The sequence below is a fragment of the Streptococcus oralis subsp. oralis genome (assembly GCF_002096455.1).
GTDB lineage: Bacteria > Bacillota > Bacilli > Lactobacillales > Streptococcaceae > Streptococcus > Streptococcus oralis_CY.
Window position 1 is genome coordinate 118,625 of sequence record NZ_NCUL01000007.1, and the last position, 25,833, is coordinate 144,457.

General features: G+C 43.0%; 28 protein-coding genes. 18 read left to right on the forward strand and 10 right to left on the reverse strand.

Features of this window, described 5'->3' with window-relative positions:
* The first annotated feature begins 112 nt into the window (after nucleotides 1–112).
* From B7720_RS03030 to B7720_RS03045, 4 genes are all read left to right on the forward strand, one after another.
* Nucleotides 113–802, forward strand: a complete 690-nt coding sequence (locus B7720_RS03030; RefSeq protein ID WP_084856472.1) for a CPBP family intramembrane glutamic endopeptidase — start codon at nucleotides 113–115, stop codon at nucleotides 800–802.
* A gap of 68 nt (nucleotides 803–870) precedes the next feature.
* Nucleotides 871–1,167 carry a bacteriocin immunity protein gene (locus tag B7720_RS03035; protein WP_000188106.1) on the forward strand — a complete coding sequence of 99 codons (297 nt, stop codon included), beginning with the start codon at nucleotides 871–873 and terminating at the stop codon, nucleotides 1,165–1,167.
* A gap of 131 nt (nucleotides 1,168–1,298) precedes the next feature.
* Entirely contained in the window at nucleotides 1,299–2,285 is a 987-nt protein-coding gene (gene trhO / locus B7720_RS03040) for an oxygen-dependent tRNA uridine(34) hydroxylase TrhO (protein ID WP_049477586.1), read from the forward strand.
* A 120-nt stretch (nucleotides 2,286–2,405) separates the two neighbouring features.
* On the forward strand, nucleotides 2,406–3,266 hold the full coding sequence (locus B7720_RS03045) for a DUF4299 family protein (RefSeq protein WP_084856474.1): 861 nt from the start codon (nucleotides 2,406–2,408) through the stop codon (nucleotides 3,264–3,266).
* Between the two features lie 63 nt (nucleotides 3,267–3,329).
* Here B7720_RS03045 and B7720_RS03050 read toward each other — a convergent pair whose 3' ends face one another.
* The 5 genes from B7720_RS03050 to B7720_RS03070 all read right to left on the reverse strand — a co-directional run bounded on the left by B7720_RS03050 (nucleotide 3,330) and on the right by B7720_RS03070 (nucleotide 7,489).
* Nucleotides 3,330–4,292 carry a DUF6574 domain-containing protein gene (locus tag B7720_RS03050; protein WP_049477585.1) on the reverse strand — a complete coding sequence of 321 codons (963 nt, stop codon included), beginning with the start codon at nucleotides 4,290–4,292 and terminating at the stop codon, nucleotides 3,330–3,332.
* A 62-nt stretch (nucleotides 4,293–4,354) separates the two neighbouring features.
* A complete protein-coding gene (locus B7720_RS03055) occupies nucleotides 4,355–5,287 on the reverse strand; it encodes a DUF4097 family beta strand repeat-containing protein (RefSeq protein WP_049477584.1) in 933 nt (310 codons plus the stop codon).
* Nucleotides 5,280–5,873, reverse strand: coding sequence for a DUF1700 domain-containing protein (locus B7720_RS03060; protein WP_049477583.1), 594 nt, complete (start codon nucleotides 5,871–5,873; stop codon nucleotides 5,280–5,282). Before B7720_RS03060 ends, B7720_RS03055 begins: the two co-directional genes overlap by 8 nt.
* Nucleotides 5,860–6,186, reverse strand: coding sequence for a PadR family transcriptional regulator (locus B7720_RS03065; protein ID WP_000273860.1), 327 nt, complete (start codon nucleotides 6,184–6,186; stop codon nucleotides 5,860–5,862). Before B7720_RS03065 ends, B7720_RS03060 begins: the two co-directional genes overlap by 14 nt.
* 136 nt (nucleotides 6,187–6,322) lie before the next feature.
* Nucleotides 6,323–7,489, reverse strand: a complete 1,167-nt coding sequence (locus tag B7720_RS03070) for a CynX/NimT family MFS transporter (protein ID WP_049477582.1) — start codon at nucleotides 7,487–7,489, stop codon at nucleotides 6,323–6,325.
* Between the two features lie 221 nt (nucleotides 7,490–7,710).
* On the opposite strand from B7720_RS03070, the gene B7720_RS03075 reads away from it, so the two are divergent.
* The 4 genes from B7720_RS03075 to B7720_RS03090 all read left to right on the forward strand — a co-directional run bounded on the left by B7720_RS03075 (nucleotide 7,711) and on the right by B7720_RS03090 (nucleotide 11,328).
* A complete protein-coding gene (locus B7720_RS03075; protein WP_049477581.1) occupies nucleotides 7,711–8,541 on the forward strand; it encodes a glycosyltransferase in 831 nt (276 codons plus the stop codon).
* A 75-nt stretch (nucleotides 8,542–8,616) separates the two neighbouring features.
* Nucleotides 8,617–10,467: a nucleoside-diphosphate sugar epimerase/dehydratase gene (locus B7720_RS03080; RefSeq protein ID WP_084856476.1), complete on the forward strand. Its 1,851-nt coding sequence runs from the start codon at nucleotides 8,617–8,619 to the stop codon at nucleotides 10,465–10,467.
* Nucleotides 10,468–10,715: 248 nt separating this feature from the next.
* A complete protein-coding gene (locus tag B7720_RS03085) occupies nucleotides 10,716–11,138 on the forward strand; it encodes a DUF805 domain-containing protein (RefSeq protein WP_000947294.1) in 423 nt (140 codons plus the stop codon).
* Nucleotides 11,113–11,328, forward strand: coding sequence for a DUF805 domain-containing protein (locus B7720_RS03090; protein WP_000759535.1), 216 nt, complete (start codon nucleotides 11,113–11,115; stop codon nucleotides 11,326–11,328). Before B7720_RS03085 ends, B7720_RS03090 begins: the two co-directional genes overlap by 26 nt.
* An 87-nt stretch (nucleotides 11,329–11,415) precedes the next feature.
* Here B7720_RS03090 and B7720_RS03095 read toward each other — a convergent pair whose 3' ends face one another.
* The 3 genes from B7720_RS03095 to sdaAB are packed head-to-tail and all read right to left on the reverse strand — an operon-like array spanning nucleotide 11,416 to nucleotide 13,625.
* The gene (locus tag B7720_RS03095; RefSeq protein WP_001139320.1) at nucleotides 11,416–12,045 is read right to left on the reverse strand and encodes an HAD-IA family hydrolase; all 630 of its coding nucleotides are present in this window, start codon (nucleotides 12,043–12,045) and stop codon (nucleotides 11,416–11,418) included.
* A 27-nt stretch (nucleotides 12,046–12,072) separates the two neighbouring features.
* Nucleotides 12,073–12,945, reverse strand: a complete 873-nt coding sequence (sdaAA, locus tag B7720_RS03100) for an L-serine ammonia-lyase, iron-sulfur-dependent, subunit alpha (protein ID WP_045592728.1) — start codon at nucleotides 12,943–12,945, stop codon at nucleotides 12,073–12,075.
* Nucleotides 12,946–12,953: 8 nt separating this feature from the next.
* Nucleotides 12,954–13,625, reverse strand: coding sequence for an L-serine ammonia-lyase, iron-sulfur-dependent subunit beta (gene sdaAB / locus B7720_RS03105; RefSeq protein ID WP_000555868.1), 672 nt, complete (start codon nucleotides 13,623–13,625; stop codon nucleotides 12,954–12,956).
* A 241-nt stretch (nucleotides 13,626–13,866) separates the two neighbouring features.
* Between sdaAB and apf the strand changes: the two genes are divergently transcribed.
* The 8 genes from apf to mnmG all read left to right on the forward strand — a co-directional run bounded on the left by apf (nucleotide 13,867) and on the right by mnmG (nucleotide 22,223).
* Nucleotides 13,867–14,499, forward strand: coding sequence for an aggregation-promoting factor (gene apf / locus B7720_RS03110; RefSeq protein WP_049490498.1), 633 nt, complete (start codon nucleotides 13,867–13,869; stop codon nucleotides 14,497–14,499).
* Nucleotides 14,500–14,776: 277 nt separating this feature from the next.
* Complete coding sequence (locus B7720_RS03115) at nucleotides 14,777–15,583, forward strand: ABC transporter substrate-binding protein (protein WP_009729628.1); 807 nt, start codon at nucleotides 14,777–14,779, stop codon at nucleotides 15,581–15,583.
* Nucleotides 15,584–15,598: 15 nt separating this feature from the next.
* Nucleotides 15,599–16,795 carry an argininosuccinate synthase gene (locus B7720_RS03120; protein WP_000031908.1) on the forward strand — a complete coding sequence of 399 codons (1,197 nt, stop codon included), beginning with the start codon at nucleotides 15,599–15,601 and terminating at the stop codon, nucleotides 16,793–16,795.
* A 27-nt stretch (nucleotides 16,796–16,822) separates the two neighbouring features.
* A complete protein-coding gene (gene argH, locus B7720_RS03125; protein WP_084856478.1) occupies nucleotides 16,823–18,214 on the forward strand; it encodes an argininosuccinate lyase in 1,392 nt (463 codons plus the stop codon).
* A 78-nt stretch (nucleotides 18,215–18,292) separates the two neighbouring features.
* Nucleotides 18,293–18,457, forward strand: a complete 165-nt coding sequence (locus B7720_RS03130; RefSeq protein ID WP_162281761.1) for a hypothetical protein — start codon at nucleotides 18,293–18,295, stop codon at nucleotides 18,455–18,457.
* 126 nt (nucleotides 18,458–18,583) lie between these two features.
* Nucleotides 18,584–19,705 carry a tRNA 2-thiouridine(34) synthase MnmA gene (gene mnmA / locus B7720_RS03135; RefSeq protein ID WP_084856482.1) on the forward strand — a complete coding sequence of 374 codons (1,122 nt, stop codon included), beginning with the start codon at nucleotides 18,584–18,586 and terminating at the stop codon, nucleotides 19,703–19,705.
* Between the two features lie 140 nt (nucleotides 19,706–19,845).
* Nucleotides 19,846–20,301, forward strand: a complete 456-nt coding sequence (locus B7720_RS03140) for an NUDIX hydrolase (protein ID WP_070695962.1) — start codon at nucleotides 19,846–19,848, stop codon at nucleotides 20,299–20,301.
* An 8-nt stretch (nucleotides 20,302–20,309) separates the two neighbouring features.
* Nucleotides 20,310–22,223 carry a tRNA uridine-5-carboxymethylaminomethyl(34) synthesis enzyme MnmG gene (gene mnmG, locus B7720_RS03145; RefSeq protein WP_084856485.1) on the forward strand — a complete coding sequence of 638 codons (1,914 nt, stop codon included), beginning with the start codon at nucleotides 20,310–20,312 and terminating at the stop codon, nucleotides 22,221–22,223.
* Nucleotides 22,224–22,259: 36 nt separating this feature from the next.
* Here the strand turns inward: mnmG and rnjA are convergent, their stop codons facing one another.
* Nucleotides 22,260–23,942, reverse strand: a complete 1,683-nt coding sequence (gene rnjA, locus B7720_RS03150) for a ribonuclease J1 (RefSeq protein ID WP_070695966.1) — start codon at nucleotides 23,940–23,942, stop codon at nucleotides 22,260–22,262.
* A 1-nt stretch (nucleotide 23,943) separates the two neighbouring features.
* Nucleotides 23,944–24,177, reverse strand: a complete 234-nt coding sequence (locus B7720_RS03155; protein ID WP_000639585.1) for a DNA-dependent RNA polymerase subunit epsilon — start codon at nucleotides 24,175–24,177, stop codon at nucleotides 23,944–23,946.
* A 551-nt stretch (nucleotides 24,178–24,728) separates the two neighbouring features.
* Here B7720_RS03155 and B7720_RS09770 point away from each other — a divergent pair.
* Nucleotides 24,729–25,256 carry a hypothetical protein gene (locus B7720_RS09770; RefSeq protein WP_235227761.1) on the forward strand — a complete coding sequence of 176 codons (528 nt, stop codon included), beginning with the start codon at nucleotides 24,729–24,731 and terminating at the stop codon, nucleotides 25,254–25,256.
* A 149-nt stretch (nucleotides 25,257–25,405) separates the two neighbouring features.
* Complete coding sequence (locus B7720_RS03165) at nucleotides 25,406–25,621, forward strand: hypothetical protein (RefSeq protein WP_000492029.1); 216 nt, start codon at nucleotides 25,406–25,408, stop codon at nucleotides 25,619–25,621.
* The last annotated feature ends 212 nt before the right edge of the window (nucleotides 25,622–25,833 follow it).

The following is a 25,833-nucleotide window of genomic DNA, read 5'->3' on the forward strand; positions in this document are numbered from 1 at the left end:
CTGCCTTCCTTAGTTCTCTAGGGGAGGTAGTGATTTTTAGGATGTAAAAATGAAAAGAGTGGTTCTGAGGGTTTATGCGATGTGATACACATACATCTATAGAGGATTTATTATGAAAAAATATCGCCTTCTTTTCAAAATGAGTGCTGTCTTCTCTTACCTATTTTTCGTATTTGGCCTTTCTCAGCTGACGCTTATTGTCCAAAACTATTGGCAATTTTCTTCCCAGATAGGCAATTTCTTCTGGATTCAAAATATCTTGAGTTTGCTATTTATCGGAGTCATGATTTGGATTCTGGTTAAGACAGGGCACGGCTATCTTTTTCGCATTCCAAGAAAAAAATGGCTTTGGTATTCGATTTTGACAGTATTAGTGGTAGTGCTCCAGATCTCTTTTAACGTTCAGACAGCTAAACATGTTCAGTCAACTGCTGAAGGTTGGGCTGTATTGATTGGTTATAGTGGGACTAACTTTGCAGAGCTAGGTATCTATATAGCCCTGTTCTTTCTGGTTCCACTGATGGAAGAGTTAATCTATAGAGGATTACTGCAACACGCCTTTTTTAAAGATTCGAGATTTGGTCTTGATTTGCTTCTTCCTTCTATTTTATTTGCTCTCCCTCATTTTTCAAGCCTGCCTAGTCTGTTAGATATTTTCGTTTTTACAACATCTGGAATCATCTTTGCTGGTTTGACCCGTTATACCAAGAGCATTTATCCTTCCTATGCGGTGCATGTAATCAATAATATTGTAGCGACCTTGCCATTTTTGCTGACTTTTTTACATAGGGTGTTTGGGTAAAATACTGGCTGGAGAGTTAGGAATTATAGTTTTTCAATTTATAAGCGAATTTCAGGAGGGAAATGAGTATGACACCATTAAAATGGTTTGCTGGAGGAAGTGAAAGACGTTGTGAAGCGATGACCATCATTGATCATCTATTGGAAGATATAAAGGTTGCGCCTCAACTTGCTCCCCTGAAAAATCAGTTAGTGATTTATCAAAAACGATTAAAGGACGATGGAACCTCTACTCCATTTATTCTGAGCCAAATGAACGTTGACATCTCACGTGTGTTGATTGATAACAAGCTGGGTTTGTCAGAAAGTCAAGCTAAGCAAATCAAAAAATTGAGAGAATTATCTGCGATTCGGTATGGTTACTGATGAAGTGCAGGGGTAGGACTCTTTATATAATTTCCGGTCAAATAAATTGCATTCGTTTTCCCAAGTGGGTATACTAGTATAGTTGAATGAAAAATTCTGAAAATTTAAGAATAGAAAAGAGAACAAATCTTATGGCAAAAGATATTCGTGTCTTACTTTACTACCTTTATACTCCAATTGAAAACGCAGAGCAATTTGCGGCAGATCACCTGGCTTTCTGTAAATCAATCGGCCTTAAAGGCCGTATCCTAGTCGCTGACGAGGGAATTAACGGGACTGTTTCAGGTGACTACGAAACAACTCAAAAATACATGGACTATGTTCACAGCCTCCCAGGCATGGAAGACCTCTGGTTCAAGATTGACGAAGAAAGTGAACAAGCCTTCAAGAAGATGTTTGTTCGCTACAAGAAAGAAATTGTCCACCTTGGTTTGGAAGACAACGACTTTGACAACGACATCAACCCACTTGAAACAACAGGTGCTTACTTGTCTCCAAAAGAGTTCAAAGAAGCCCTTCTTGACGAAGATACCGTTGTCCTTGACACACGTAACGATTACGAGTACGACCTAGGACACTTCCGTGGGGCTATCCGCCCAGACATCCGCAACTTCCGTGAGTTGCCACAATGGGTCCGTGACAACAAGGAAAAATTCATGGACAAGCGTGTTGTGGTTTACTGTACAGGTGGCGTTCGCTGTGAGAAATTCTCAGGCTGGATGGTTCGTGAAGGCTACAAAGATGTTGGTCAATTGCACGGAGGAATCGCAACTTATGGTAAAGACCCAGAAGTCCAAGGTGAGCTTTGGGATGGGAAAATGTACGTCTTTGACGAGCGTATTGCCGTTGATGTTAACCATGTTAACCCAACCATCGTAGGGAAAGACTGGTTTGATGGAACACCATGTGAACGCTATGTCAACTGTGGAAATCCCTTCTGTAACCGTCGTATCCTAACATCAGAAGAAAATGAAGACAAGTATCTCCGTGGATGCTCATACGAGTGTCGTGTTCACCCTCGCAACCGCTATGTTTCAGAAAATGAATTGACACAAGCAGAAGTAATCGAGCGCTTAGCTGCTATCGGTGAAAGCTTGGATCAAGTCGCTACAGTATAAAGCAAACAGCCCTTAGGGGCTGTTTTTCTATGCTTTTTATCTAAAAATCTAAAATTTGTTTCTGTATCTTTCAGGAAAATAGGTTATACTATATGTAAACGATTTCAAAGGAGGCCAGTTATGGCGAAAACATTTTTTATCCCAAATAAAGAAAGCATCCTCGGACAACAGGAGATCTTGACTGCCAAGTCTATCTTGGCCTTGGTGGAGGGCTTGGAGTCACACAGTTATGATTCAGTCTATCTCCGTCAGCCGCTTAATCGTCTCGAGTATATCGAGTGTGGGATTGTAGGTCAGTCACAATTTCTCTTCAAGGTGAACTATGCGGATAGTCGAAAAGGCTATCAAGTGGTGATTCCAGACTTCCTTACCAGAGCGGACTGGGAGATTGTAGAAGCTCTCCTCCAAGCCCTATCGAGCAAGTTGGGGCAAGTGGTAGAAGGGCTAGAAGGATTTGACTTTGAAGCTTATTTCCGACAAACAGTCAAGCATTATCTAGCGGATAAAGCGGCTCGTCTAGTATACTGCCAAGGTCTCTTGTCCCCTATCTATCTCAACAAGGAATACCTCGAGAGCTTTTTGGCTGAGGATGGATTGGCACGTTTTGAAGAGTTGGTCAAGAAGGTTCAAGGCTCTGATGCCTACCTTGCCAGTGTGAAATTTTACCCAGACGCCCAAGGAAAGGTGCACGGTATCTACCACCTAGCCCAGGGAGTCAAGACGATTTTGCCAAAGGAACCCTTTGTACCAGCTCCTTATACCGAGCAGTTGGCAGGCAAGAATCTTGTTTGGGAGATTGACCTAGTGACGATTTCTGGTGATGGCTCAAAAGCAGAAGACTATGAAGCCATCGCCCGATTGGATTATGAAAAATTTCTAGAGTCACTACCAGAAGCATTTTACCACCAATTAGATGCCAATCAATTGGAAGTACAAGCCATTTTGGGAAAAGACTTTGAAGAATTGGCAAGCATCGAGTAGGCCTTGTTTAAAAAATAGTTAGTATAAAAAATCCCTGTCATTGGTCAATGGCAGGGATTTTGGTTAAAAGAAGGTCAGGATGCGAAGGTAGTCTACTGTCAGCGCGAGCTCTGCAATGAAGAAGGGCAAGAGAATAGCGCCATCAAGTAAGACAGCTAGCAAGAATCGATAAAATGGGTCGAGGCTACTGGTCTTACTTGGCTTGCTAATCACAAAGAGATTTCCAAGGGCAAAGATGGCCATGCTTAGAAGAGTGAGGATACCAGCAAATCGTAAGCCACCAAAGAGTGCAAAGAAACTTGCTAGAGATGTTAAGACAAGCGGGATAGCAAAGAGTCGGCTGTAACGATCGCAAGCTTCTTGGAATGTGAAGTCACTCTCCTGATCCAGCACACGTCGGACAGTAAAGCCTCCCAAAATGATGGAAAAGTAAAATAGAGCGCTAGCGACCAAGATAGAAAGGCCAGCAAAGAGATCCAAAGGTGGGAGCTGGTTAGGAGAACTATTAGCAATAGAAATCATATAGCCATAGTAGAGGTGCTTGATATGATAGATACTAAAGAAAAGGTTAATCGAAGACAGCAAAGTGAGCAGGGCAAAGACACTGTAACGATGCTTTTGGTCCGTGGTCTTGCTGGTAGTTGGTTCTTGGATAGCATCCAGTAGCCAAGACCAAAATAGTGCGATTTCTTCTTTGAATCTGGCTGTTTTACGAGGGTCAATATCTGGGATATAGGGGCTTTCTAAAGCCTTGCTGAGAATACTTTTCTCTTTTACAGAGTTTTCTTGCTTGTGTTTCTCTTCAGCTTTCCCTTCTCCCTCTTCCTCGGTTTGGGTTTCCTCAGTCATTTCGGGAGCTTTCTCCTCGTGGGTTTCCATCTCTTTAGGTGAGACAGAAGTTTCTTCGCTTACTTGTGGTTCAGTTTCCACAGTTTCTGAAGTCTCTGGCTCGTCGGGTTGGACTTCTGATTTCGTCTGAGGTGATTTCTTCTCAAGATCGGCACTTTCAAACCATTCTTGTGTCATGGTGGAACCTCCTTTTTTATGGTCGTTTTCTATCTTTAGACTAGCAGATGAAAGCGTTTTTGTCAATGGTTGCTAGGTGGAGCAGAGTATTCTTCTTCCTTGGGTAGGTAGATATCCTGATTGGCTTTTGCAATGAGTAGATCTTTGATATCTGCTTTTTCAGTTTTATAAGGGTTGGCAAGTTGATTCTCTTTTTGTCCACGATGTTCTTCTTTGGGTTTATGATAGATACCACCATGCTGAGAAGAAAGATCTAGATTGATACGGTCAGTATCTTTCTGGGAGAGAATGAGGTTTAGAGTGGAATGGGCCTCTAGCTCAACCTTGCCGTGGACCTTGATATTCTCAGCATAGATGTGTTCCCTTTCCGTCTTGACCTGGCTATCTGTAAATTCGGTATCAAAGATATTGATGATATGAGGTGTCGTTAGTGTACTATTCTTGATAGAGCTTTCTGTTATTCTTAAGAGATAGCCTTTTGTTTTGATTGTCGCATTTTCAAGATTGGCTTGACGAATATTGGTTTGTCCACGATTGGCTGAGACGGTGATAGCTTGCAGCCTTCTTCCTTTAGGGAGGGAGAGAATGACTTCGTCAAAACGGTTAGAATAACTGCTGGCAATACGAAGTAGGCCTTCGATTCCTGAACCGAGAAAACGATGTTGGGAGGCTTGTTTGTCAGTGACGCTCAGTGTTTTGTCACTCATGCCAGTAGTCAAATCGTGACGACCAGACACGGAAGGATGATAGGTGATGTGGATCTTGTCATCTACAGACTCTGTGATGGTTAGGCTATGTTCCTCAAGAGCTAAATCAAGTTTTTCCACTTCATTTCCAAAGGTCACTTCTTCGATACGATTGTCATAGACGGGGTCTTTTGACATGGCAAGTAAACTTTGAATACCATTGGACTGCGCGCCTACAATGATCATGATAAAACCGAGGATTGTAGAAACCACACCAAAAATGAGAAATCCTTTTGTCAATTTACGCATGTCTATCACCTCTCTTTCCTTTTTTAAGAATCCATTGCACCAAGCGGACGATTAGGAGGCCAAAGAAACGAGCTACATAGGAGATGCCTAGTAGAACAAGAGAAGAAGCACCAATGGAAAGCAAACCAGCCCCAAAAATCAAGATAAAGGCAGATTTGGCTTCGACTAGGACGCTAAAGCTCTCTACGATAAAAAGTCCACCTAGCATTATACCCGTTACAGAGACGGTAAAGAATGCTAAAATGACGGAGACGGCTGCGATAATAATACCGATGATGGCCATGAGGATGCCGATTCCGACCGGAATTCCGATAGGAGCTACTAGCAGGGCCAGGAGGGCAATGTGTAGCAGTTGGCGGTCATTCTTTTGAGCAGGGGCTTCATTGACTTTTTTATCGAGAAGATCAGAGAGGACATCATGGGCAGCTTCTTTTGGTGTTCCCAGACTGGCAATGAGTTCCTCTTCGCCCTCTGAACCCGCATCGTCAAATAGTTCCTTAAAGTAGTCCATAGCTTCGATGCGGTCAGCTTCAGGCAGTTTATTGAGATAGGTTTCTAACTGAGTCAGATAGTCAGTTCTTGTCATGGCGGATACTCCCTTCTATGATGCCGTTGACGGTGTCGGTATAGAGCGTCCACTCTTCCTTTAGAGTAACGAGCTGCTCTACGCCCCGATTGGTCAAGGAGTAGTATTTGCGCATACGCCCCTGAAACTCTCTAGAGTAGGTGGTGAGAAAGCCACTGGCTTCCAATTTTTTGAGAATGGGATAGAGCGTAGATTCTTTGATATTGGCGATGAGTTTAATGGTTTGGCTAATCTCATAACCATAAGAATCCCCCTGCTCCAGTACAGCCAAGATGAGAAATTCGATCAAGGCAGAGGATGTTGGGAAGTACATGGGAAACCTCCTTTATATTATATAAAAATTTTATATATACTCTTTTCAAATATATTGTATCTCAAGTTGAAAGCCCTGTCAAGAAATATGTGTAAAAATTTTACATATAAAAAAACTCCTAGTAAAAACTAGAAGTTTAGAGGATTTTTTCAGCCCGATCTACCATAAAGAGTGAGACAGTCATGATGATGTCAACGACAAGTAGAGCAAGGACAGCCGGAATCCAAGATTGGAAAAGTTCAAAACTGTAACCAAACAAGGCAGGTCCAAAAGCAGCTAAGATGTAGCCCCCTGTTTGCGCTAGTCCTGATAGCTGAGCTGTCTTTTCAGGAGAACTGGTTTTAAGAGAAAAGCAAACCATGAGGTAGGGGAAGAGGGCACTGCAGGCCGTTCCAATCAAGAGATGGACGACTAACCAGTAGAGGAAATTATTGGCTGGATACAAGAGCATGGCAATTCCCATCATACCAGCGATAGAGATAGTTGCCAGCATGATTCGACGATGACCATCTGACAGACGAGTCGTTAGACTTGGAACAGTCATTGAAAAAGGAATGCTGATCAGTGAGAAAATAGAAGCGAGGAGAGCCGCATCACTATTAGAAATACCAGCACTAACAGCCATAGTTGGCAACCATGTCATGCTTGTATAAAAGAGCAAGGACTGAAGTCCGCCAAAGATAATGATAGCCCAGACATCTTTACTTTTTAGAATATTCTCTTTGACTTGCTTTTCTTTTTGGCTTTCTAGGTGGTGGTTGTGGCGATGATTGGGCAACCAGACTAGCAGAGTGACCAGACAGAGAAAGCTGAGAACGAGGATGAGTCCCTTCCAAGAACTAGCTTGGGTGATAGGGACAGAAAGATAAGAAGCGATGGCCGTTGAAACACCCATGGCAGTGACATAGAGAGTTGTTAGGAAACTAATCTTTTGAGGCTGATTTGCCTGAATCATACTAGGTAGAAGAACATTAAAAATAGCAATGCTCGCTCCGACAATCAAGGTCCCTAGATAGAGAAGGGGAAGGTTGAAGATACGAATGACAGAGCCAATAGTTAAGAGAAAGAGACAGTAAGTAAAGAGATGTTCTAGTCCGATTTTTTGTGCCAAGCGACTCGCAAAAGCCGAAAAAAGAGCAAACATCAAGAGAGGGAGACTGGTTAAAATCCCAAGAGAGCTAACCTCCACTCCTAGTCCCTGAGCGATATCTCCTAAAATGGTTGGAAGAGCAGTAAAAGGAGAGCGTAAAACAGTCCCGATTAAGACAATTCCAAGAACAAAAAAGAGTGATTGTTTTTTCATGAAAACCTCGATAAGATGATTTTAATAACAGCTTATTTTAAGGTTTTTTCTATATAATGTCAAGTAGAGAATGGGAGGAAAGCTGGAAAGATTTAACTGAAAATATACAGAAAGGAGACAGCTTTCTTTACTAGAATTTTCCTTGATTTGATATAAAAATAGGAAACTAGGGAATTTTGTGATAAAATAGTGGAAGGAAATCTATATATTGGAGAAAAACTGTGTCTGAAAAGCAAAAAATCAGCGTCTTGATGTCGGTCTATGTAAAGGAAAATCCGACATTTTTGAGAGATGCCATCAAAAGTGTTCAAAACCAGACCTTAAAACCGAGTGAGCTTGTTCTCGTAGAGGATGGACCTCTCACACCAGAACTCTATCAGGTGCTAGATGAAGTGGAAGCTCAGTCAGACATTCCAGTTAAACGGTGCCCCTTAGAACAAAACCAAGGTTTAGGCTTGGCTCTTCGATACGGTGTTTTACAGTGCCAGTATGACATTATTGCCCGCATGGATACGGATGATTTAGCCGTTCCGGATCGTTTTGAGAAACAGCTTCAGCTAATGGAGAAAGAAGATCTTGATCTCTTAGGTGGGCATATCGCAGAGTTCATTGACAATCCAGATGAGATTGTGTCTTATCGTCGTGTTCCAACCCAGCATGCAGACATTGTGGCTTATCAGAGAATGAGAAGCGCCTTTAACCATATGACAGTCATGTTCAAAAAGGACATGGTCCTCAAGGCGGGCAACTACGAAGATGGCCTTTACATGGAGGATGACCTCCTTTGGCTCAATATGATTGCTGCAGGTGCCAAGACTGGGAACCTAGATCAAATCTTGTGTAAGGTTCGTGTCGGTGCAGGGATGTTTGAGCGTCGAGGTGGCTTGCGTTACCTTAAACTCTATCGTCAAGCTCGCCAACGGATGCTTGAGCGAGGGCAAATTTCTTACATGGAATATGCTAAAAGTGTAGCCATTCAGGCAATTGTTGCACTTTGTCCAGGCTTTGTACGTCAGTTTATCTTCGTCAAACTTTTAAGAAAGAGAAAGTAAGCCCCGATAGACTGAATGATTCAGGTTATCATAACAACAGTATCATCTGACTCTTTTAAGGGGGAGTAAATTCCTATGAATAAAAAACTAACAGATTATGTGATTGATCTGGTTGAAATTTTAAATAAACAGCAAAAACAAGTGTTTTGGGGGATATTCGATATTCTGAGTATGGTGGTTTCTATCATCGTATCTTATATCTTGTTTTATGGCCTTATAAATCCTGCGCCTGTGGATTACGTGATCTACACTCTTTTAGCCTTCCTCCTCTATCAAATCATGATTGCGTTTTGGGGGCTAAATGCTAGTATTAGTCGTTATAGCAAGATTACGGATTTCATGAAAATCTTTTTCGGAGTGATGCTCAGCAGTGTTCTTTCTTATGGAATCTGCTATGCCTTCCTTCCATTGTTTTCTATCCGTTTCATCGTGCTCTTCATTTTGTTGAGTACCTTCCTCATCTTGCTTCCTCGTATCACTTGGCAGCTGATTTATTCTAAGCGCAAGCAAGGTAGTGGAGATGGAGAGCATCGCCGTACCTTCTTGATCGGTGCTGGTGATGGTGGCGCCCTCTTTATGAACAGCTACCAACATCCAACTAGCGACCTTGAGCTAGTGGGGATTTTGGATAACGATGAAAAGAAAAAGGGACAAAAACTAGGTGGAATCCCAGTTTTGGGCTCCTATGACAATCTGCCTGAATTGGCTAAACGTCACCAAATCGAGCGTGTCATTGTAGCGATCCCTTCGCTAGACCCTTCAGAGTACGAACGCATCTTGCAGATGTGTAATAAACTAGGCGTCAAATGTTACAAGATGCCTAAGGTTGAGACAGTCGTTCAAGGACTCCATCAATCAGGTAGTGGCTTCCAGAAAATTGATATCACAGACCTTTTGGGCCGTCAGGAAATTCGTCTCGACGAATCGCGCCTGGGTACTGAGATTACAGGCAAGACCATCCTGGTGACAGGAGCTGGTGGTTCGATTGGTTCAGAGATTTGTCGTCAGGTTAGCCGCTTCAATCCAGAACGTATCATCTTGCTTGGGCATGGCGAAAATTCAATCTATCTCGTTTATCATGAATTGATCCGTACATTCCAAGGGATTGATTATGTTCCTGTTATTGCAGATATTCAGGACTATGACCGTCTCTTGCAGGTGTTTGAGCAGTATAAACCAGCCATCGTCTATCATGCTGCCGCTCACAAACACGTTCCGATGATGGAACGCAATCCAAAAGAAGCCTTCAAAAACAATATCCTCGGTACCTACAACGTTGCCAAGGCTGTGGATGTAGCCAAGGTGCCTAAGATGGTCATGATTTCGACAGACAAGGCGGTCAATCCACCCAATGTTATGGGGGCAACCAAGCGCGTGGCAGAGTTGATTGTCACTGGCTTTAACCAACGTAGCAAATCAACCTACTGTGCAGTCCGTTTTGGAAATGTTCTGGGTAGTCGTGGTAGCGTGATTCCTGTCTTTGAACGTCAGATTGCTGAAGGCGGTCCTGTAACGGTGACAGACTTCCGTATGACACGTTACTTCATGACCATTCCAGAGGCTAGCCGTCTAGTAATCCATGCTGGCGCTTATGCCAAGGACGGAGAAGTCTTTATCCTCGATATGGGCAAACCAGTCAAGATTTATGACTTGGCTAAGAAAATGGTCCTTCTAAGTGGGCACACGGAAAGTGAAATTCCAATCGTTGAGGTCGGTATTCGACCAGGTGAAAAACTCTATGAAGAACTCTTGGTTTCGACCGAATTGGTTGATAACCAAGTCATGGACAAGATTTTCGTTGGTAAGGTAAATGTCATGCCGCTAGAAGCGATTGATCAAAAGATTGAAGAGTTCCGTTCACTCAGCGGAGATGAGCTCAAAGAAGCGATTATTTCCTTTGCGAATGAGACAACTCATGCTGAGTAAGAGTGTCCAACTACCTTCATAATGAAACAACTATCGCCAGTTTTCTGAGAGAATCAGAAAGCTGGTTTTTATAAATAGAGAGTAGAGAACATCGGATCTTTCAAAGGTTTAATAAGCGCAACTATTCAAGGGAAGATGTTATGTGATCTATCAGGAGAGTGATTTCAGACAATCTAAAAACTACCTCTATTTTAAGCTGGTAACATAACTTTGCGAAATAAGTATTAAAGTCAAAAGGAGATTTTTGTATGCTGAGTGCTATTAGGAGTTTTTTCAAAGGCTATGCAAATTTTTCTGGTCGTTCCACACGTCCAGAATTTTGGTGGGTTTGGCTACTAAATATGGTGATTTTCTTGCCCGCCTACTACTCACTTTTTACTGGAGTAGAATCTGATAAAGCCATCAGGAATATTGCGGTCTTCAGTATGTGTATTATTTTGTTTATAATAGAGTTTGTTCCTCTACTAGCACTGATAGTACGTCGCTTACGAGATGTGGGTATCCATTGGGCCTATATTTTTATTGTATTTGTTCCTTTGGGTGCAATAACACTGCTCGTTATGCTCGCTATGCCAAGTCAACGATTTGGAGAAAAAGTGATAGAGAATAGTGAAACAAATAAAGAGAACACTGAAGACTCTCAGTTTGAAGAAATGGTACGAAAATATTAAGATATTTCTACTCTATTTTAAAGCGGCTGAGTCGCTTCGCTGCTTACGAGACGCTGGTTTCCACTGGGCCTTTATCTTCATTGCTTTGGTTCCTCTCGTTGGACCGATTGCTCTTATTGTCATGCTTGCTTGGCCAAGTAAGAAGGATGAAGATACAGATACTGAAGAACAGGATCAAATTACTGCTTAAGCATGGAGTTGATTCCTTCTGATAGTAACAACATATAAAAAATACTCCTCAACCTAGTTCACTAGTGTTAGGAGTATTTTTGTATGGTTAGAGCTGGCTAATGATATCATCAATGGTATGGGCAATCCAGTCAGGCTGATAGCTGAGTAAATCAGCCTCTTCTCCAAATCCCCAAGTAACAGCAAACTTTTTAATGCCAGTTTCTTGGGCTCCAATCATATCAAACTTGGTATCCCCAATGATGAGGACTTGGTCTGCATGGAGTTGATGCGTTTGCAAGGCGTAACGGATGACATCTGCCTTATGTGGCGTTTCAGGACTAGAGCCGTAAATGCCATCAAAGAAATGATGGATTCCCAGATTTTTAGTCATATCATGAGCAGTAGGAGTATTCTTTGTTGTAGTGATGTATAGAGGGTAGTTTTGCGAAAGCTCTTGAAGCAATTCTGTTATTCGGGGGAAGAGTTGGGCTTCGTGGATTCCTTTTTCCTTGTAGTAAGAGCGGTATATCTGCACAGCTTCTGAGATTTGTTCCTTGGGAAGACACGTTGCAAAGCTACTTTCAAGTGGCGGGCCCATGAAACCACGAATGGTTTTGGCATCAGGGCTTGGAACTCCTAGCTCTTTAAAGGTATGGGTAAAGGCATTGTGGATCCCGAGGGAACTGTCAACCAGGGTTCCGTCTAGATCAAAAAAGATTGCTGAGATAGAGGGCATAGTTTCTCCTAATAGATATAGATAAGCTTATTCTCCGAAGATTTCTTTTTGTAGGCGACGACCAGTAGGTGTAGCGGCAAGTCCACCCTCAGCTGTTTCACGAAAGGCAGTTGGGAGGCTGGATCCGACTTGGTACATGGCATCGATGACTTCGTCAACAGGGATCTTAGACTCGATACCTGCCAAGGCCATATCAGCCGCGATAAAGGCAAAGCTAGCCCCCATGGCATTGCGCTTAACACAGGGAACTTCGACCAAACCAGCGACGGGATCGCAGATAAGGCCTAGCATATTTTTAATGACAAAGGCAATGGCTTGGCTAGCCTGATAGGGCGTTCCACCTGCAGCCAAGGTCAAGGCTGCAGCACTCATGGCAGAGGCAGAGCCGACTTCGGCCTGACAGCCACCTTCAGCACCTGAGATAGAAGCATTGTTTGCGATGACTAGTCCAAAGGCACCAGCAGCAAAGAGGAAATCTAGCTGTTCTTCGTGGGTAAGGTCTAATTTTTGGATAGCAGCAGTGAGAACGGCTGGCAGACAGCCGGCACTTCCTGCGGTTGGAGTGGCGCAGACCAAGCCCATCTTCGCATTGTGTTCATTGACCGCTATGGCATTTCGGGCTGCTGATAGGATGGTAAAGTCAGATAAGGCCTTGCCACTTTTGAGATGTCGGTCTAGTTTGGCCGCGTCTCCACCCGTTAAGCCACTACGAGATTTGTTTTCACTGAGGCCGAGCTCGACAGAGGCTTTCATGACTTCTAGATTGCGTTCCATGAGGAGGAGAACTTCTGGCCGTTCCCGACCAGTTAGTTGATATTCTGTCGCAATCATGAGTTCGGCGACATTTCCTTGGAAGTCTAGATCCGCTTGCTCGACCAATTCTTTGATAGAATAAAACATGTTTCCTCCTACTTAAAGAAATTGACATTGTGGAGATGAGGAATTTTTCGGATTTCTTCAATCGCCTCTTCGCAACTTCGACTATCAACTTCGATAATCATGATGGCTTTTTCTCCAGCTTTTTCCCGAGTCACATTCATCTGAGCGATATTGATATCAAAACGAGAGAGGGCTTCAGTAACATGGGCAATCATACCCGGAACATCTTGATGCACGATGATAATGGTTGGTGTGTTCATGTTGAGAGAGACAGCAAAGCCGTTAAGCTCCGTAACTTGGATATTTCCCCCACCGATGGAAATTCCTGTCACACTGATGGACTTGTGTTCATTTTTCACAGTAATTTTAGTGGTATTAGGATGAGGAGCGTTGCTATCTTTCTGAATGGTCCAGACAATCTTAATACCACGTTTATGGGCAATCTCTAGGCTATTTGGAATGTCGGGATCGTCCGTATCCATACCTAATATACCAGCGACGAGAGCAAGGTCAGTTCCATGACCACGGTAGGTCTTGGCAAATGAGTTAAATAATTGGAATTCGACTTCTGTCGGCGTATCATCAAAGATGGAAGAGACGATTTTCCCGATGCGAACAGCTCCAGCAGTATGGCTACTTGATGGCCCAATCATAACTGGTCCGATAATGTCAAAGACAGATTGAAAACGAAGTGAGTGCATCTGTTTCCCCTTACAAAGATTCTTATATCTATTATATCAAAGAATGGACCTCTGCGCTTATTTCCCTTATCAAAAGCTTAAAATGATTAAAGATAGTATAAAATAAGGTCTTTTGTGACAAAAACCTCCTTAAAACGGTAAATATAAAACATTTTTGTAATATTTCTACATAAAACCGTTAAACAACGGTAACATTTAAAAGGTATCATAGATATATCCAATGGAAGGAGAATTTTTAGATATGACATTAACAACTAAAAAAATCAAAACAACTATCGCAGGAGTAGCAGCTTTGCTTGCTTTCTTTGCTCCATCACTTGCATCTGCCCAAGAAACTGTAACTTACACAGTTAAATCAGGTGATACTCTTTCAGAAATCGCTGAGAAGTACAACACAACTGTTGAAAAATTGGCAGCAAAAAACAACATCAAAGATATTCACCTTATCTATGTTGACCAAGTTTTGGTTATCGAAGGAACAGCTTCAACTGTAGCTACAGCAGCAACAACGGAAGAAACAGCTCCAGTAGCTACAGAAACAGTTGAAGAAGCTCCAGCAGCAACAACAACCTATGAGGCCCCAGCTGCACCTGCAACTCCAGCAGCTCCAGCAGCAGAAAGCAACACTGCAGCAGCTTCTACTGTAAGTGGTTCTGAAGCAGAAGCCAAAGAATGGATCGCTCAAAAAGAATCAGGCGGTAGCTACACTGCTACAAACGGACGTTACATCGGACGTTACCAATTGACAGATTCATACTTGAACGGTGACTACTCAGCTGAAAACCAAGAACGTGTAGCAGATGCCTACGTTGCAGGACGTTACGGTTCATGGACAGCTGCCAAGAACTTCTGGCTTAACAACGGTTGGTATTAAGAATACAAGAGTCCTTTAGGGCTCTTTTTTGTTTCCCTATAACAAAAAGTGTAATGATCTTCTCAGTAATGCTCTGTTTGTATAATTTCGACTAAATTCTTCAAATTGTTTTAAAACTCAAATGGTATAAATAAGCTTATTATATGTAAAAATATATCATATAATAAGCTTTTTCTTGATTTAAATGAAATAAAATACAGTTTTTCCTTGACAAACGAGAATGATAAGAGTATTATTTATACAATAATAAAGTATAAAAATAAAAGGAGGCTCTTCTATGAATAAAGTGAAGAAGGTGTTGATGACGATGTTTGGTTTGCTTATGTTTCCCTTATTATTTGCTTGTAGTAACACTCAATCCCAAGGTGTTGAAGCCATTAAGGCTAAAGGAAAATTGGTGGTGGCCCTAAATCCAGAGTTTGCTCCATTTGAATACCAGAAATTGGTCGATGGGAAAAATCAGATTGTAGGTTCAGATGTTGAACTAGCCAAAGCCATCGCAAAGGAACTGGGTGTAGAAGTGGAGTTCTCTCCAATGAGTTTTGACAATGTACTAGCTAGTCTTGATTCAGGAAAGGCCGATCTTGCCATATCAGGTGTTTCTAAAACGGAAGAGAGAAGTCAAGTTTACGATTTTTCAATTCCCTACTACACTTCGAAAAATAAGGTTATCGTAAGAAAATCTGAATTAACGAATTACCAATCAGTCAAGGATTTGGCTCAGAAAAAGGTTGGAGCGCAGAAAGGTTCTATCCAGGAAACTCTGGCCAAAGAAACCTTGCAGAATTCTTCTCTCGTTTCACTTCCTAAAAATGGAAATTTGATAACAGATTTGAAATCAGGGCAACTGGATGCGGTTATCTTTGAGGAACCAGTGGCGAAAGGATTTGTTGAGAATAATTCAGACCTAGCCATCGCTGAGTTTGATTTTGACAATGACAAAGAAGATTCCTACGCTGTTGCGATGAAAAAAGACAGTAAAGAATTAAAAGAGGCGGTTGACAAAACCATCCAGAAGTTGAAGGATTCTGGGGAGTTGGACAAATTGATTGACGATGCTTTTAAAGCCTCTATCGAAAAATAGAAAGAAGGAAGAGAAATGAGTAAGGAAAAAGTTATTTTAGCCTATTCAGGTGGATTGGATACATCGGTTGCTATTACATGGTTAAAAAAAGACTATGATGTGATCGCTGTTTGTATGGATGTGGGTGAAGGAAAAGACTTGGAGTTCATCCACGATAAAGCTCTCAAGGTTGGGGCTGTAGAGTCTTATGTCATTGATGTTAAGGAAGAATTTGCTAATGACTATGTTTTAGTGGCCCTTCAGGCTCATGCCTACTATGAACAAAAGTATCCCTTGGTATCTGCTCTGAGTCGCCCTCTTATTTCAAAAAAACTCGTTGAAATAGCTCATCAGACGGGGGCAACTACAATTGCCCATGGTTGTACAGGCAAGGGAAACGACCAAGTTCGATTTGAAGTCTCTATTGCAGCTTTGGATCCCAATCTAAAGGTAGTTGCGCCTGTTCGTGAGTGGAAATGGTCTCGTGAAGAAGAAATCCAATATGCCAAAGAAAACGGCGTCCCAGTTCCTGCTGACCTTGACAATCCTTACTCTGTCGACCAAAATCTATGGGGACGTGCAAATGAATGTGGTGTTTTGGAAAACCCTTGGAACCAAGCACCAGAAGAAGCGTTTGGAATCACATCTTCGCCAGAAGAGGCACCAGACAGTCCAGAATTTATTGACATTGAGTTTAGCTGTGGGGTGCCCATCTCCCTCAATGGGGAGAAGATGAAAGTGGCGGATTTGATTCAAAAGCTCAATGAAATTGCAGGCAAACACGGTGTTGGTCGTATTGACCATGTGGAAAATCGCCTAGTCGGTATTAAGTCAAGAGAGATTTATGAGTGCCCAGGTGCTGTGACTTTATTGGCCGCTCATAAGGAGATTGAAGACTTGACTCTTGTGAGAGAAGTGGCTCATTTTAAACCTATTATCGAAAATGAGTTGTCCAATCTCATCTATAATGCCTTGTGGTTTAGCCCAGCAACTCAGGCTTTGATTGCCTATATCAAGGAGACACAGAAAGTTGTCAATGGAACTGCAAAAGTTAAACTCTATAAGGGAAATGCCCAGGTGGTGGCTCGGAAATCACCAAATTCTCTTTACGATGAAAATTTGGCGACTTATACCAGTGCGGATACTTTTGACCAAGATGCGGCTGTTGGATTTATCAAGCTTTGGGGGCTTCCGACTAAGGTTTATTCAGAAGTTCAGAAAAATGTTGAGTAGTGACGCGATAGAAAGGGACGACAGGATATGTCGAAAAATACAAAATTATGGGGTGGTCGATTTGAAGGCACTGTGGAAGATTGGGTAGAACAGTTCGGTGCGAGTATTTCCTTTGACCACCAGCTGGCAAAATTTGATTTGATGGGTTCCCTAGCTCATGTTCAAATGCTAGGACAGACTGGCATTTTGAGCTTGGAAGAGGCAGAGCAGATCCAAGATGGTCTGCAAGCTTTGTTGCGAGATTTAGAGGCGGGAGAGCTTCATTTTGATATTGCAAATGAAGATATTCATATGAATATGGAAGTGTTGCTGACAGAGAAAATCGGTCCTCTGGCTGGGAAACTACACACGGCTCGTTCTCGGAATGACCAAGTCGCAACGGATATGCACTTATATCTAAAGGAGCAGCTTGGGCATGTTTTGGATAAGTTGGCGAATCTGAATAGTGTTTTGCTGGATTTGGCTGAAAAACATGTGGAAACCATCATGCCAGGCTATACTCATTTGCAGCACGCCCAACCGATTAGTTTTGCCCACCATCTCATGGCTTATTACAATATGTTTCAAAGGGACAGCGAGCGTTTTGCATTTAACCTGAAACATACGGACCTATCTCCACTGGGTGCGGCTGCTTTGGCGGGGACAACTTTTCCAATCGATCGTCAATTATCGAGTGATTTATTGGGTTTCCAACAGCCCTATACCAATTCCTTGGATGCCGTTAGTGACCGTGATTTTATCTTAGAATTCCTGTCAAATGCCAGCATTTTGATGATGCATATGAGCCGTTTTTGTGAGGAAATCATCAATTGGTGCAGTTTTGAGTATCAGTACATTAGCTTGTCTGATAGCTTTTCAACGGGTTCATCTATCATGCCCCAGAAGAAAAATCCTGATATGGCCGAATTGATTCGAGGGAAGACAGGAAGGGTTTACGGGCACTTACTTGGACTATTGACCGTCATGAAGTCTTTGCCTCTGGCCTATAATAAGGATTTGCAAGAGGACAAGGAAGGCATGTTTGATACAGTAGAAACGATTTTAAATTCTCTGGATGTGTTGGCAGGTATGCTATCGAGCATGCAGGTTAATAAAGCCAACATGCAGCAATCCACAGAGAATGATTTTTCGAATGCGACCGAACTGGCAGATTATTTGGCTGAGAAAGGACTCCCCTTTAGAGAAGCGCATGAAATAGTAGGGAAATTGGTTCTAGACTCTATCAAGCATAGTAAAAATATCCAAGATTGGGATTTGGAGGAGTTGCAAGCCTACCATCCCTTGATTGAAGAGGATATTTATATCTACTTGCGTCCAGAAACCGCTGTTCAGAGACGGAATTCCTTAGGAGGAACCGGCTTTGAGCAAGTGAAATACCAGATAGAACAAGCGAAGAAAGAACTTAAAGGTGAAAATTGATTCGTTTGCAAAGGAAGAAAGAGAGGTTGAGATGATTTATCAGCCTCTTTCTTGTCTTCTCTAACCAAGCGTGTTATAATGAATACTGCTCAAGCGACCTTCAATCGTGAAGCACACACGACCTTCAATCGTGAACTAGTCATTTCGTTTATCTTTTATTACGTCGTTAACTCGTCTTACCTAACTCGAGTTATGCCTGCGACTCGTTGCCTATCATATTTTCATTTTAAGATGATAGGCTAAAATGGTCTCCCAGACCATTTTACTCCTAAAAGCAAACGAAAAGACTATACTCGAAGAAATTCTATTGAAAGTCTTAGTAAATAGAATTTTGAGGGTATGAATAAACGAATAGATGGGAGACTTACCATGAGTGATAACTCTAAAACACGTGTTGTCGTGGGGATGAGTGGTGGTGTTGATTCGTCGGTGACGGCTCTCTTGCTCAAGGAGCAGGGCTACGATGTGATCGGTATCTTCATGAAGAACTGGGATGACACAGATGAAAACGGCGTCTGTACGGCGACTGAAGATTACAAGGATGTGGCTGCAGTGGCAGACCAGATCGGCATTCCCTACTACTCTGTCAATTTTGAAAAAGAGTATTGGGATCGCGTTTTTGAATATTTCCTAGCGGAATACCGTGCAGGGCGCACGCCAAATCCAGATGTTATGTGCAACAAGGAAATCAAGTTCAAGGCCTTTTTGGACTATGCCATGACCTTGGGTGCAGACTATGTAGCGACTGGGCACTATGCCCGAGTGGCGCGTGATGAGGATGGCATCGTTCACATGCTTCGTGGCGTGGACAATGGCAAGGACCAGACCTATTTCCTCAGTCAACTTTCGCAAGAACAACTCCAAAAAACCATGTTCCCATTGGGGCATTTGGAAAAGCCTGAAGTTCGCAAACTCGCAGAAGAAGCAGGACTTGCGACTGCTAAGAAGAAAGACTCGACAGGGATTTGCTTTATCGGAGAAAAGAACTTTAAAAACTTTCTCAGTAACTACCTACCAGCTCAGCCTGGTCGCATGATGGCTGTGGACGGTCGCGATATGGGCGAGCATGCAGGACTTATGTATTATACGATTGGTCAGCGTGGCGGACTCGGTATCGGTGGGCAACACGGCGGTGACAATGCTCCTTGGTTCGTTGTTGGAAAAGACCTAAGCAAGAACATCCTCTATGTCGGCCAAGGTTTCTATCATGATTCGCTTATGTCAACCAGCCTAGAAGCCAGTCAAGTCCACTTTACTCGTGACATGCCAGAGGAATTTACGCTAGAATGTACAGCTAAATTCCGCTACCGTCAGCCTGATTCTAAGGTGACAGTACATGTCAAAGGAGACAAGGCAGAGGTCATCTTTGCGGAACCGCAACGCGCCATCACACCAGGACAGGCAGTTGTCTTTTACGATGGCGAAGAGTGCCTAGGTGGTGGCCTGATTGACAATGCTTATCGAGATGGACAAGTTTGTCAGTACATTTAGATTGACAAATTTTCTCAATTTGCTACAATAATAAAAGCAATAGAAATGATGGTCAAAGCTCATGGATGTTGCAGGCTTTTTTGTCCTGCACTTCTTACGAGTTTTGACTGTTTTTGTGTCGTTTAAGGGAAAGGACAAAAATGACTCAACAAGACTTTCGGACAACAGTGGGAGACACGGTCTTTGGTGTTCGGGCGGCAGCCTTGATTCTCCAAAATGGCAAGCTCCTAGTTACCAAAGATAAGGGCAAGTATTACACTATTGGCGGTGCGATTCAAGTTAATGAAATCACGGAAGACGCGGTAGTTCGTGAAGTGAGGGAAGAATTAGGTGTCCGAGCTCAAGCTGGACAGCTAGCTTTTGTGGTTGAAAATCGTTTTGAACAAGACGGTGTTTCCTATCACAACATCGAGTTTCATTACCTGGTGAACTTGCTGGAGGACGCCCCATTGACCATGCAGGAAGACGAAAAAATGCAGCCTTGTGAGTGGATTGACTTGGATGAACTCCAGAATATCCAGCTAGTTCCAACCTTTTTAAAAACAGCCCTGCCAGATTGGGACGGCCAACTAAGACACATTCATCTTGAGGAATAGGAGAGAAAATGACTTATAATTTTACGGAAGAATACGATATTATTGTAATCGGTGCGGGACACGCTGGGGTGGAGGCATCTCTAGCTGCTAGCCGTATGGGCTGTAGGGTCTTGCTTGCGACCATCAACATTGAAATGCTGGCTTTCATGCCTTGTAACCCTTCTATCGGTGGTTCTGCCAAGGGGATTGTCGTGCGTGAAGTCGATGCCCTCGGTGGCGAGATGGCTAAAACCATTGACAAGACTTACATCCAGATGAAGATGCTCAACACTGGGAAGGGGCCAGCTGTCCGTGCCCTTCGTGCGCAAGCTGACAAAGAGCTTTACTCTAAGGAGATGCGCAAGACAGTTGAAAATCAAGAGAATCTCACCCTTCGTCAAACCATGATTGATGAGATTTTGGTCGAAGATGGAAAGGTTGTTGGTGTGCGTACAGCTACTCATCAAGAATATGCTGCTAAAGCTGTTATCGTGACGACAGGGACTGCACTCCGTGGGGAAATCATCATCGGAGACCTCAAGTATTCGTCAGGTCCTAACCACAGTCTGGCTTCGATTAACCTTGCTGACAATCTCAAGGAACTGGGACTCGAAATTGGTCGTTTCAAGACAGGAACCCCTCCACGTGTCAAGGCTTCCTCTATCAATTACGATGTGACAGAGATTCAGCCAGGAGATGAAGCGCCAAATCACTTCTCCTACACTTCACGTGATGAGGACTATGTCAAGGACCAGGTGCCATGCTGGTTGACCTACACCAACGGTACCAGTCATGAGATTATCCAAAACAACCTCCACCGTGCGCCTATGTTTACAGGTGTGGTCAAGGGAGTGGGACCTCGTTACTGTCCGTCAATTGAAGACAAGATTGTGCGCTTTGCAGACAAGGAACGTCACCAACTCTTCCTTGAGCCAGAAGGGCGCAATACAGAGGAAGTCTATGTCCAGGGTCTTTCAACCAGTCTACCTGAGGATGTCCAACGTGATTTGGTTCATTCCATCAAAGGTTTGGAAAATGCTGAAATGATGCGTACTGGTTATGCCATTGAGTACGACATGGTCTTGCCACACCAGTTGCGTGCGACTCTGGAAACCAAGAAAATCTCAGGACTCTTTACTGCTGGTCAGACAAATGGAACGTCAGGTTACGAAGAAGCTGCTGGCCAAGGGATTATCGCTGGTATCAATGCGGCTCTAAAAATACAAGGCAAACCTGAGTTGATTTTGAAGCGCAGCGACGGTTATATCGGAGTGATGATTGACGACTTGGTAACTAAGGGAACCATTGAACCTTACCGTCTCTTGACCAGTCGTGCAGAATACCGTCTCATCCTCCGTCATGACAATGCCGATATGCGTTTGACAGAGATGGGGCGCGAGATTGGCCTTGTGGACGATGAACGCTGGGCCCGCTTTGAGATTAAGAAAAATCAATTTGACAATGAGATGAAACGCCTAGACAGCATCAAACTCAAGCCAGTCAAGGAAACGAACGCTAAGGTTGAAGCGATGGGATTCAAGCCGCTGACAGATGCAGTGACAGCCAAGGAATTCCTTCGCCGTCCAGAAGTTTCTTACCAAGATGTGGTGGCCTTCATAGGGCCAGCTGCCGAGGACTTGGATGACAAGATTATCGAATTGATTGAAACAGAGATCAAGTACGAAGGCTATATTTCCAAAGCCATGGATCAGGTTGCCAAGATGAAACGCATGGAAGAAAAACGCATTCCAGCTAATATTGACTGGGATGATATTGACTCCATTGCAACAGAAGCCCGCCAGAAGTTCAAACTTATCAATCCAGAAACTATCGGCCAAGCCAGTCGTATTTCGGGAGTGAATCCAGCAGATATTTCTATTCTGATGGTGTATCTCGAAGGTAAAAATCGTAGTATTTCTAAAAATCAAGAAAAGAAAGCATAGAAAAAACAGCTCCGAAGACGGGGCTGTTTTGTTGATTTATTCTTCTTCATCTGGTGTGAGGATCATCGGGATGATGATTGGTTCACGTTCTGTATTTTCATAGAGGAAAGGACGAATGGCGTTGACAATAGCACCATTGATGGATTGTATGCTGGCGTCCTTATTTTTCAATGCGATACGAATAGCATTGAAGAGGATGCGCTGGCTTTGGCGAATCAAGTCTCCAGATTCTCTCATGTAGACAAAGCCTCGGCTGAGGATATCAGGACCAGACAAGATCATTTTAGACTTGAAGTCAACAGTTGCGACTGCTAGAACGACACCGTCTTCGGATAGATCACGACGATCTTTGAGGACAGCAGCGCCGATTTCACCGATACGATTTCCATCAACATAGATGTCTTGCGCGTTGAAATGGCCTGCGATACGGGCAGAGTTAGCAGTAAGGGCAAGCACATCACCATTGCTCATGATAAAGATATTGTCCTTCTCGACACCAGTATCCACCGCTAGTCCAGCATGGACTTTCTGCATACGGTATTCACCATGGACAGGCATGAAGTATTTGGGCTTGATCAAGCGGAGCATGAGTTTTTGCTCTTGCTGACCACCGTGTCCAGAGGTGTGGATATTGTTGATTTTACCGTGGATAACTTCAACACCAGCTTCTGAAATGATGTTAATCAGCTTGTTGACGCTAGTCGTATTTCCAGGGATTGGACTTGAAGAGAAGATAACGGTATCGCCGGGTTGGAGTTGCACCTGACGATGAGTTCCATTAGCGATACGAGAGAGGGCTGCCATCGGCTCCCCTTGACTACCTGTACAGAGAATCAGAACCTCGCCTGCAGGATAGTCTTTGATTTCATTTGGCTCGATAAAGGTTCCCTTAGGAGCTTTGATGTAGCCAAGCTCGATACCGTTGACAATGGCCTTTTCCATCGAACGTCCAAAGACCGCAATCTTGCGTCCAGTCTTAACAGCGGCATCCGTTGCTTGCTGGAGACGGAAGATATTTGAGGCAAAGGATGCAAAGATGATACGTCCTTCAATACCTTGAATGATCTTCATGATGGACTGACCAACGACTTTTTCAGAGTTGGTAAAGGTTGGCACTTCTGCATTTGTCGAGTCAGAGAGGAGGCAGAGCACACCCTCTTCACCAAGGGCTGCCATCCGGTGCAAGTCCGCTGGTTCACCAACTGGGGTGAAGTCGAACTTGAAGTCACCTGTACAGACGATTTTCCCTTGAGGGGTATGAATGACAATCCCTAAAGGCTCTGGAATGGAGTGAGTGGTTCTAAAGAAAGTTGCCTTGAGATTTTTAAAGGTCAACTCAGTGTTGTGATTGATTTCGTAAAGTTTGGCGTTGCGCAAGAGGCCGTGTTCTTCGAGTTTTCCACGGATCAAAGCCAAGGCAAGTGGCCCAGCGTAGATAGGGACATTTGCTTGCTTGAGCAGGAAGGGAATCCCACCGATGTGGTCCTCGTGTCCGTGTGTGATCAAGACAGCCTTGACGCGGTCGATATTGTCCACGATGTAAGAGTAGTCGGGGATAACGTAGTCGATACCCAGCAAGTCATCTTCTGGGAATTTAATCCCAGCATCGACGATGATAATTTCGTCTTGGTATTCAATTCCGTAAGTGTTTTTCCCGATTTCTCCCAGACCACCGATGGCAAAAACGCCGACTTCTTCAGGTTTAAGAGTGTAGGCCATATTAGAACTCCGTAATCTCGAAAGCGCCAGTTTCTTTTTCGTAATCTAGCAATTTGTCAGACAAGAGTTCGATAAATTCGATATTGTACTCTGGGCGATTTTCTTCGACAAGTTGGCGAGCAGCGATACGGCCCTCAAGTTCTGAGCTGGCATCGATGTCTAGGTAAAGTGAGCGTGTTGTTTCACGACGTGGGCTACGTTCTTTTGTTTCTTGATAAAAAACTTTGTAAATCATATAGTTCCTTTCTATTTACAGGTCAGCTTATTCCAAACTTTTAGTAGAGATTTGCTTGATTTCATTCCATTTTGTGTCTAGATTGACCTTGATTCGTTACAATTATTTCAATTATACCACAAAATGAAAAATTAGTAAAAGACGGAAATGGAGAAAGTCGGGAGGGGAAGAAGGAACAAAAAGACAGGTAGGATTTGGTCGGAGAGCACTTAGGTGTTATAATGAAAGGGGGAATCTAAAGAGATAGTAGATTTAAGGAAGAATACAGTTCTAGTTTCATTAATCGTTGGAGTGGATGGTTGGGACCGAATGATATCTTTGAAAAAAGAAAAAGCTCTTGAGAAATCTCGAGAGCAACCAAAAAGGCTGAGACAAAATTAAGGGATCTTTCTGAGCAAGCTCAAGGGGCAGCACCATTACCTAAAGTGATTGAATCACAACCTTTGAAAGACTTGTCACCAAGTCAGACCAAATCTCAACCTTACCCTATTTTATCATCTACTCAGCTAAGAAGTCAATCTATAAGTATAACGATGTAGACATAGCATGGAGTGGAGTGCTTACTGAACGGGCAAGGAAAAGCCCTTGATCAAAGCCAAGAGCCTACTAATAACATTGGGGGCGAACTAATCAATCGCAATTCCGGTTATTTAGAAGGCGAACCCTCAAGGACAGCACCACAGCCTGAAGAGCCAAAGGCTCAACCTGATTTTCCTACCAATGTTAAATTATATTTTAACATTGACAAGTCAGTAAAGTCAAGTTATCGGTTGCGTGGTGGCTACAAATACCCTGAAGATGCGGACATAAGGACTTTAAATAAGTATGCGGATGCTTTGCAACGGTCAGCACAACAATATTTAGATAGATTTGCCAATCAAAAAATCATCTACGCTTTTAACGAAGATAACCAACTGAACGCTCTGTCACCAGTCGCCCTACGTTATCCTCTCAATATTTGCAGTTTATCATCAATTACTGAGGGAATTAACTTTAAAAGCATCAAAAAGCTCCTGACCGAAGTCAAGAGCAGTCAAACACTGGGGGCGAATTGTTCAATCGCAATTTCAGTTCTTTAGAAACCAAAGTTTCAGGGATAGCACTGTAACCCGAGGAGTCAACGACTCAACCTGATTTTCCTACCAGTGTTGAATTACATTTTAACATTGATAGAACAACATTGTCAACAGTTTATATAAAAATAGGAATACCAAAAGGAGGATTAAGAATGTTTAGTTTGTTTGAATTTGCAGTAGGGGTTCGCCTCTTGATGTTTGTAGTCTTTGTAGCTTGTGTCTATGGGGGGAATGCCCTGTTTGTTCATCTGGAACACCGCAAAACAAAGTTCCTTTGGAAGCTTGCTTTTGTGACGCTCTATTCAATTTTTCTCCTCCTGGTTACTTATGTTGTCTGGCTCGTTTTCTACTTTGGTTTAAACGCTTAAAGTCAATTATTCATCTAGATATACAGAAAATCCACCCCGTCTTGATAGATGGGATGGACTTTTTTTATTTTTAGGTGCTATCTTTATTGTTATGACGATGATTTCTAACATCGAAAATCGAGTTAAAGCATATATGACTTATTTACATTTCTTACGAAGAACCTTTCAATTTCCTTGTTCACTTTTCCAGTCAAAAAAAACTACAACTTTTT

Excerpts from the sequence above, each read along its gene's own strand:
- mnmG (WP_084856485.1), top strand. The coding sequence starts at position 20,310 with ATGACTTATAATTTTACGGAAGAATACGATATTATTGTAATCGGTGCG.
- argH (WP_084856478.1), top strand. The coding sequence starts at position 16,823 with ATGTCGAAAAATACAAAATTATGGGGTGGTCGATTTGAAGGCACTGTG.
- rnjA (WP_070695966.1), bottom strand. The coding sequence starts at position 23,942 with ATGGCCTACACTCTTAAACCTGAAGAAGTCGGCGTTTTTGCCATCGGT.
- B7720_RS03065 (WP_000273860.1), bottom strand. The coding sequence starts at position 6,186 with ATGTACTTCCCAACATCCTCTGCCTTGATCGAATTTCTCATCTTGGCT.
- B7720_RS03050 (WP_049477585.1), bottom strand. The coding sequence starts at position 4,292 with ATGACACAAGAATGGTTTGAAAGTGCCGATCTTGAGAAGAAATCACCT.
- B7720_RS03120 (WP_000031908.1), top strand. The coding sequence starts at position 15,599 with ATGAGTAAGGAAAAAGTTATTTTAGCCTATTCAGGTGGATTGGATACA.
- B7720_RS03045 (WP_084856474.1), top strand. The coding sequence starts at position 2,406 with ATGGCGAAAACATTTTTTATCCCAAATAAAGAAAGCATCCTCGGACAA.
- B7720_RS03115 (WP_009729628.1), top strand. The coding sequence starts at position 14,777 with ATGAATAAAGTGAAGAAGGTGTTGATGACGATGTTTGGTTTGCTTATG.
- B7720_RS03055 (WP_049477584.1), bottom strand. The coding sequence starts at position 5,287 with ATGCGTAAATTGACAAAAGGATTTCTCATTTTTGGTGTGGTTTCTACA.
- B7720_RS03165 (WP_000492029.1), top strand. The coding sequence starts at position 25,406 with ATGTTTAGTTTGTTTGAATTTGCAGTAGGGGTTCGCCTCTTGATGTTT.
- B7720_RS03070 (WP_049477582.1), bottom strand. The coding sequence starts at position 7,489 with ATGAAAAAACAATCACTCTTTTTTGTTCTTGGAATTGTCTTAATCGGG.
- B7720_RS03030 (WP_084856472.1), top strand. The coding sequence starts at position 113 with ATGAAAAAATATCGCCTTCTTTTCAAAATGAGTGCTGTCTTCTCTTAC.
- B7720_RS03140 (WP_070695962.1), top strand. The coding sequence starts at position 19,846 with ATGACTCAACAAGACTTTCGGACAACAGTGGGAGACACGGTCTTTGGT.
- B7720_RS03130 (WP_162281761.1), top strand. The coding sequence starts at position 18,293 with ATGAATACTGCTCAAGCGACCTTCAATCGTGAAGCACACACGACCTTC.
- sdaAB (WP_000555868.1), bottom strand. The coding sequence starts at position 13,625 with ATGCACTCACTTCGTTTTCAATCTGTCTTTGACATTATCGGACCAGTT.
- B7720_RS03155 (WP_000639585.1), bottom strand. The coding sequence starts at position 24,177 with ATGATTTACAAAGTTTTTTATCAAGAAACAAAAGAACGTAGCCCACGT.
- B7720_RS03035 (WP_000188106.1), top strand. The coding sequence starts at position 871 with ATGACACCATTAAAATGGTTTGCTGGAGGAAGTGAAAGACGTTGTGAA.
- mnmA (WP_084856482.1), top strand. The coding sequence starts at position 18,584 with ATGAGTGATAACTCTAAAACACGTGTTGTCGTGGGGATGAGTGGTGGT.
- apf (WP_049490498.1), top strand. The coding sequence starts at position 13,867 with ATGACATTAACAACTAAAAAAATCAAAACAACTATCGCAGGAGTAGCA.
- B7720_RS03080 (WP_084856476.1), top strand. The coding sequence starts at position 8,617 with ATGAATAAAAAACTAACAGATTATGTGATTGATCTGGTTGAAATTTTA.
- B7720_RS03085 (WP_000947294.1), top strand. The coding sequence starts at position 10,716 with ATGCTGAGTGCTATTAGGAGTTTTTTCAAAGGCTATGCAAATTTTTCT.
- B7720_RS03095 (WP_001139320.1), bottom strand. The coding sequence starts at position 12,045 with ATGCCCTCTATCTCAGCAATCTTTTTTGATCTAGACGGAACCCTGGTT.
- trhO (WP_049477586.1), top strand. The coding sequence starts at position 1,299 with ATGGCAAAAGATATTCGTGTCTTACTTTACTACCTTTATACTCCAATT.
- sdaAA (WP_045592728.1), bottom strand. The coding sequence starts at position 12,945 with ATGTTTTATTCTATCAAAGAATTGGTCGAGCAAGCGGATCTAGACTTC.
- B7720_RS03060 (WP_049477583.1), bottom strand. The coding sequence starts at position 5,873 with ATGACAAGAACTGACTATCTGACTCAGTTAGAAACCTATCTCAATAAA.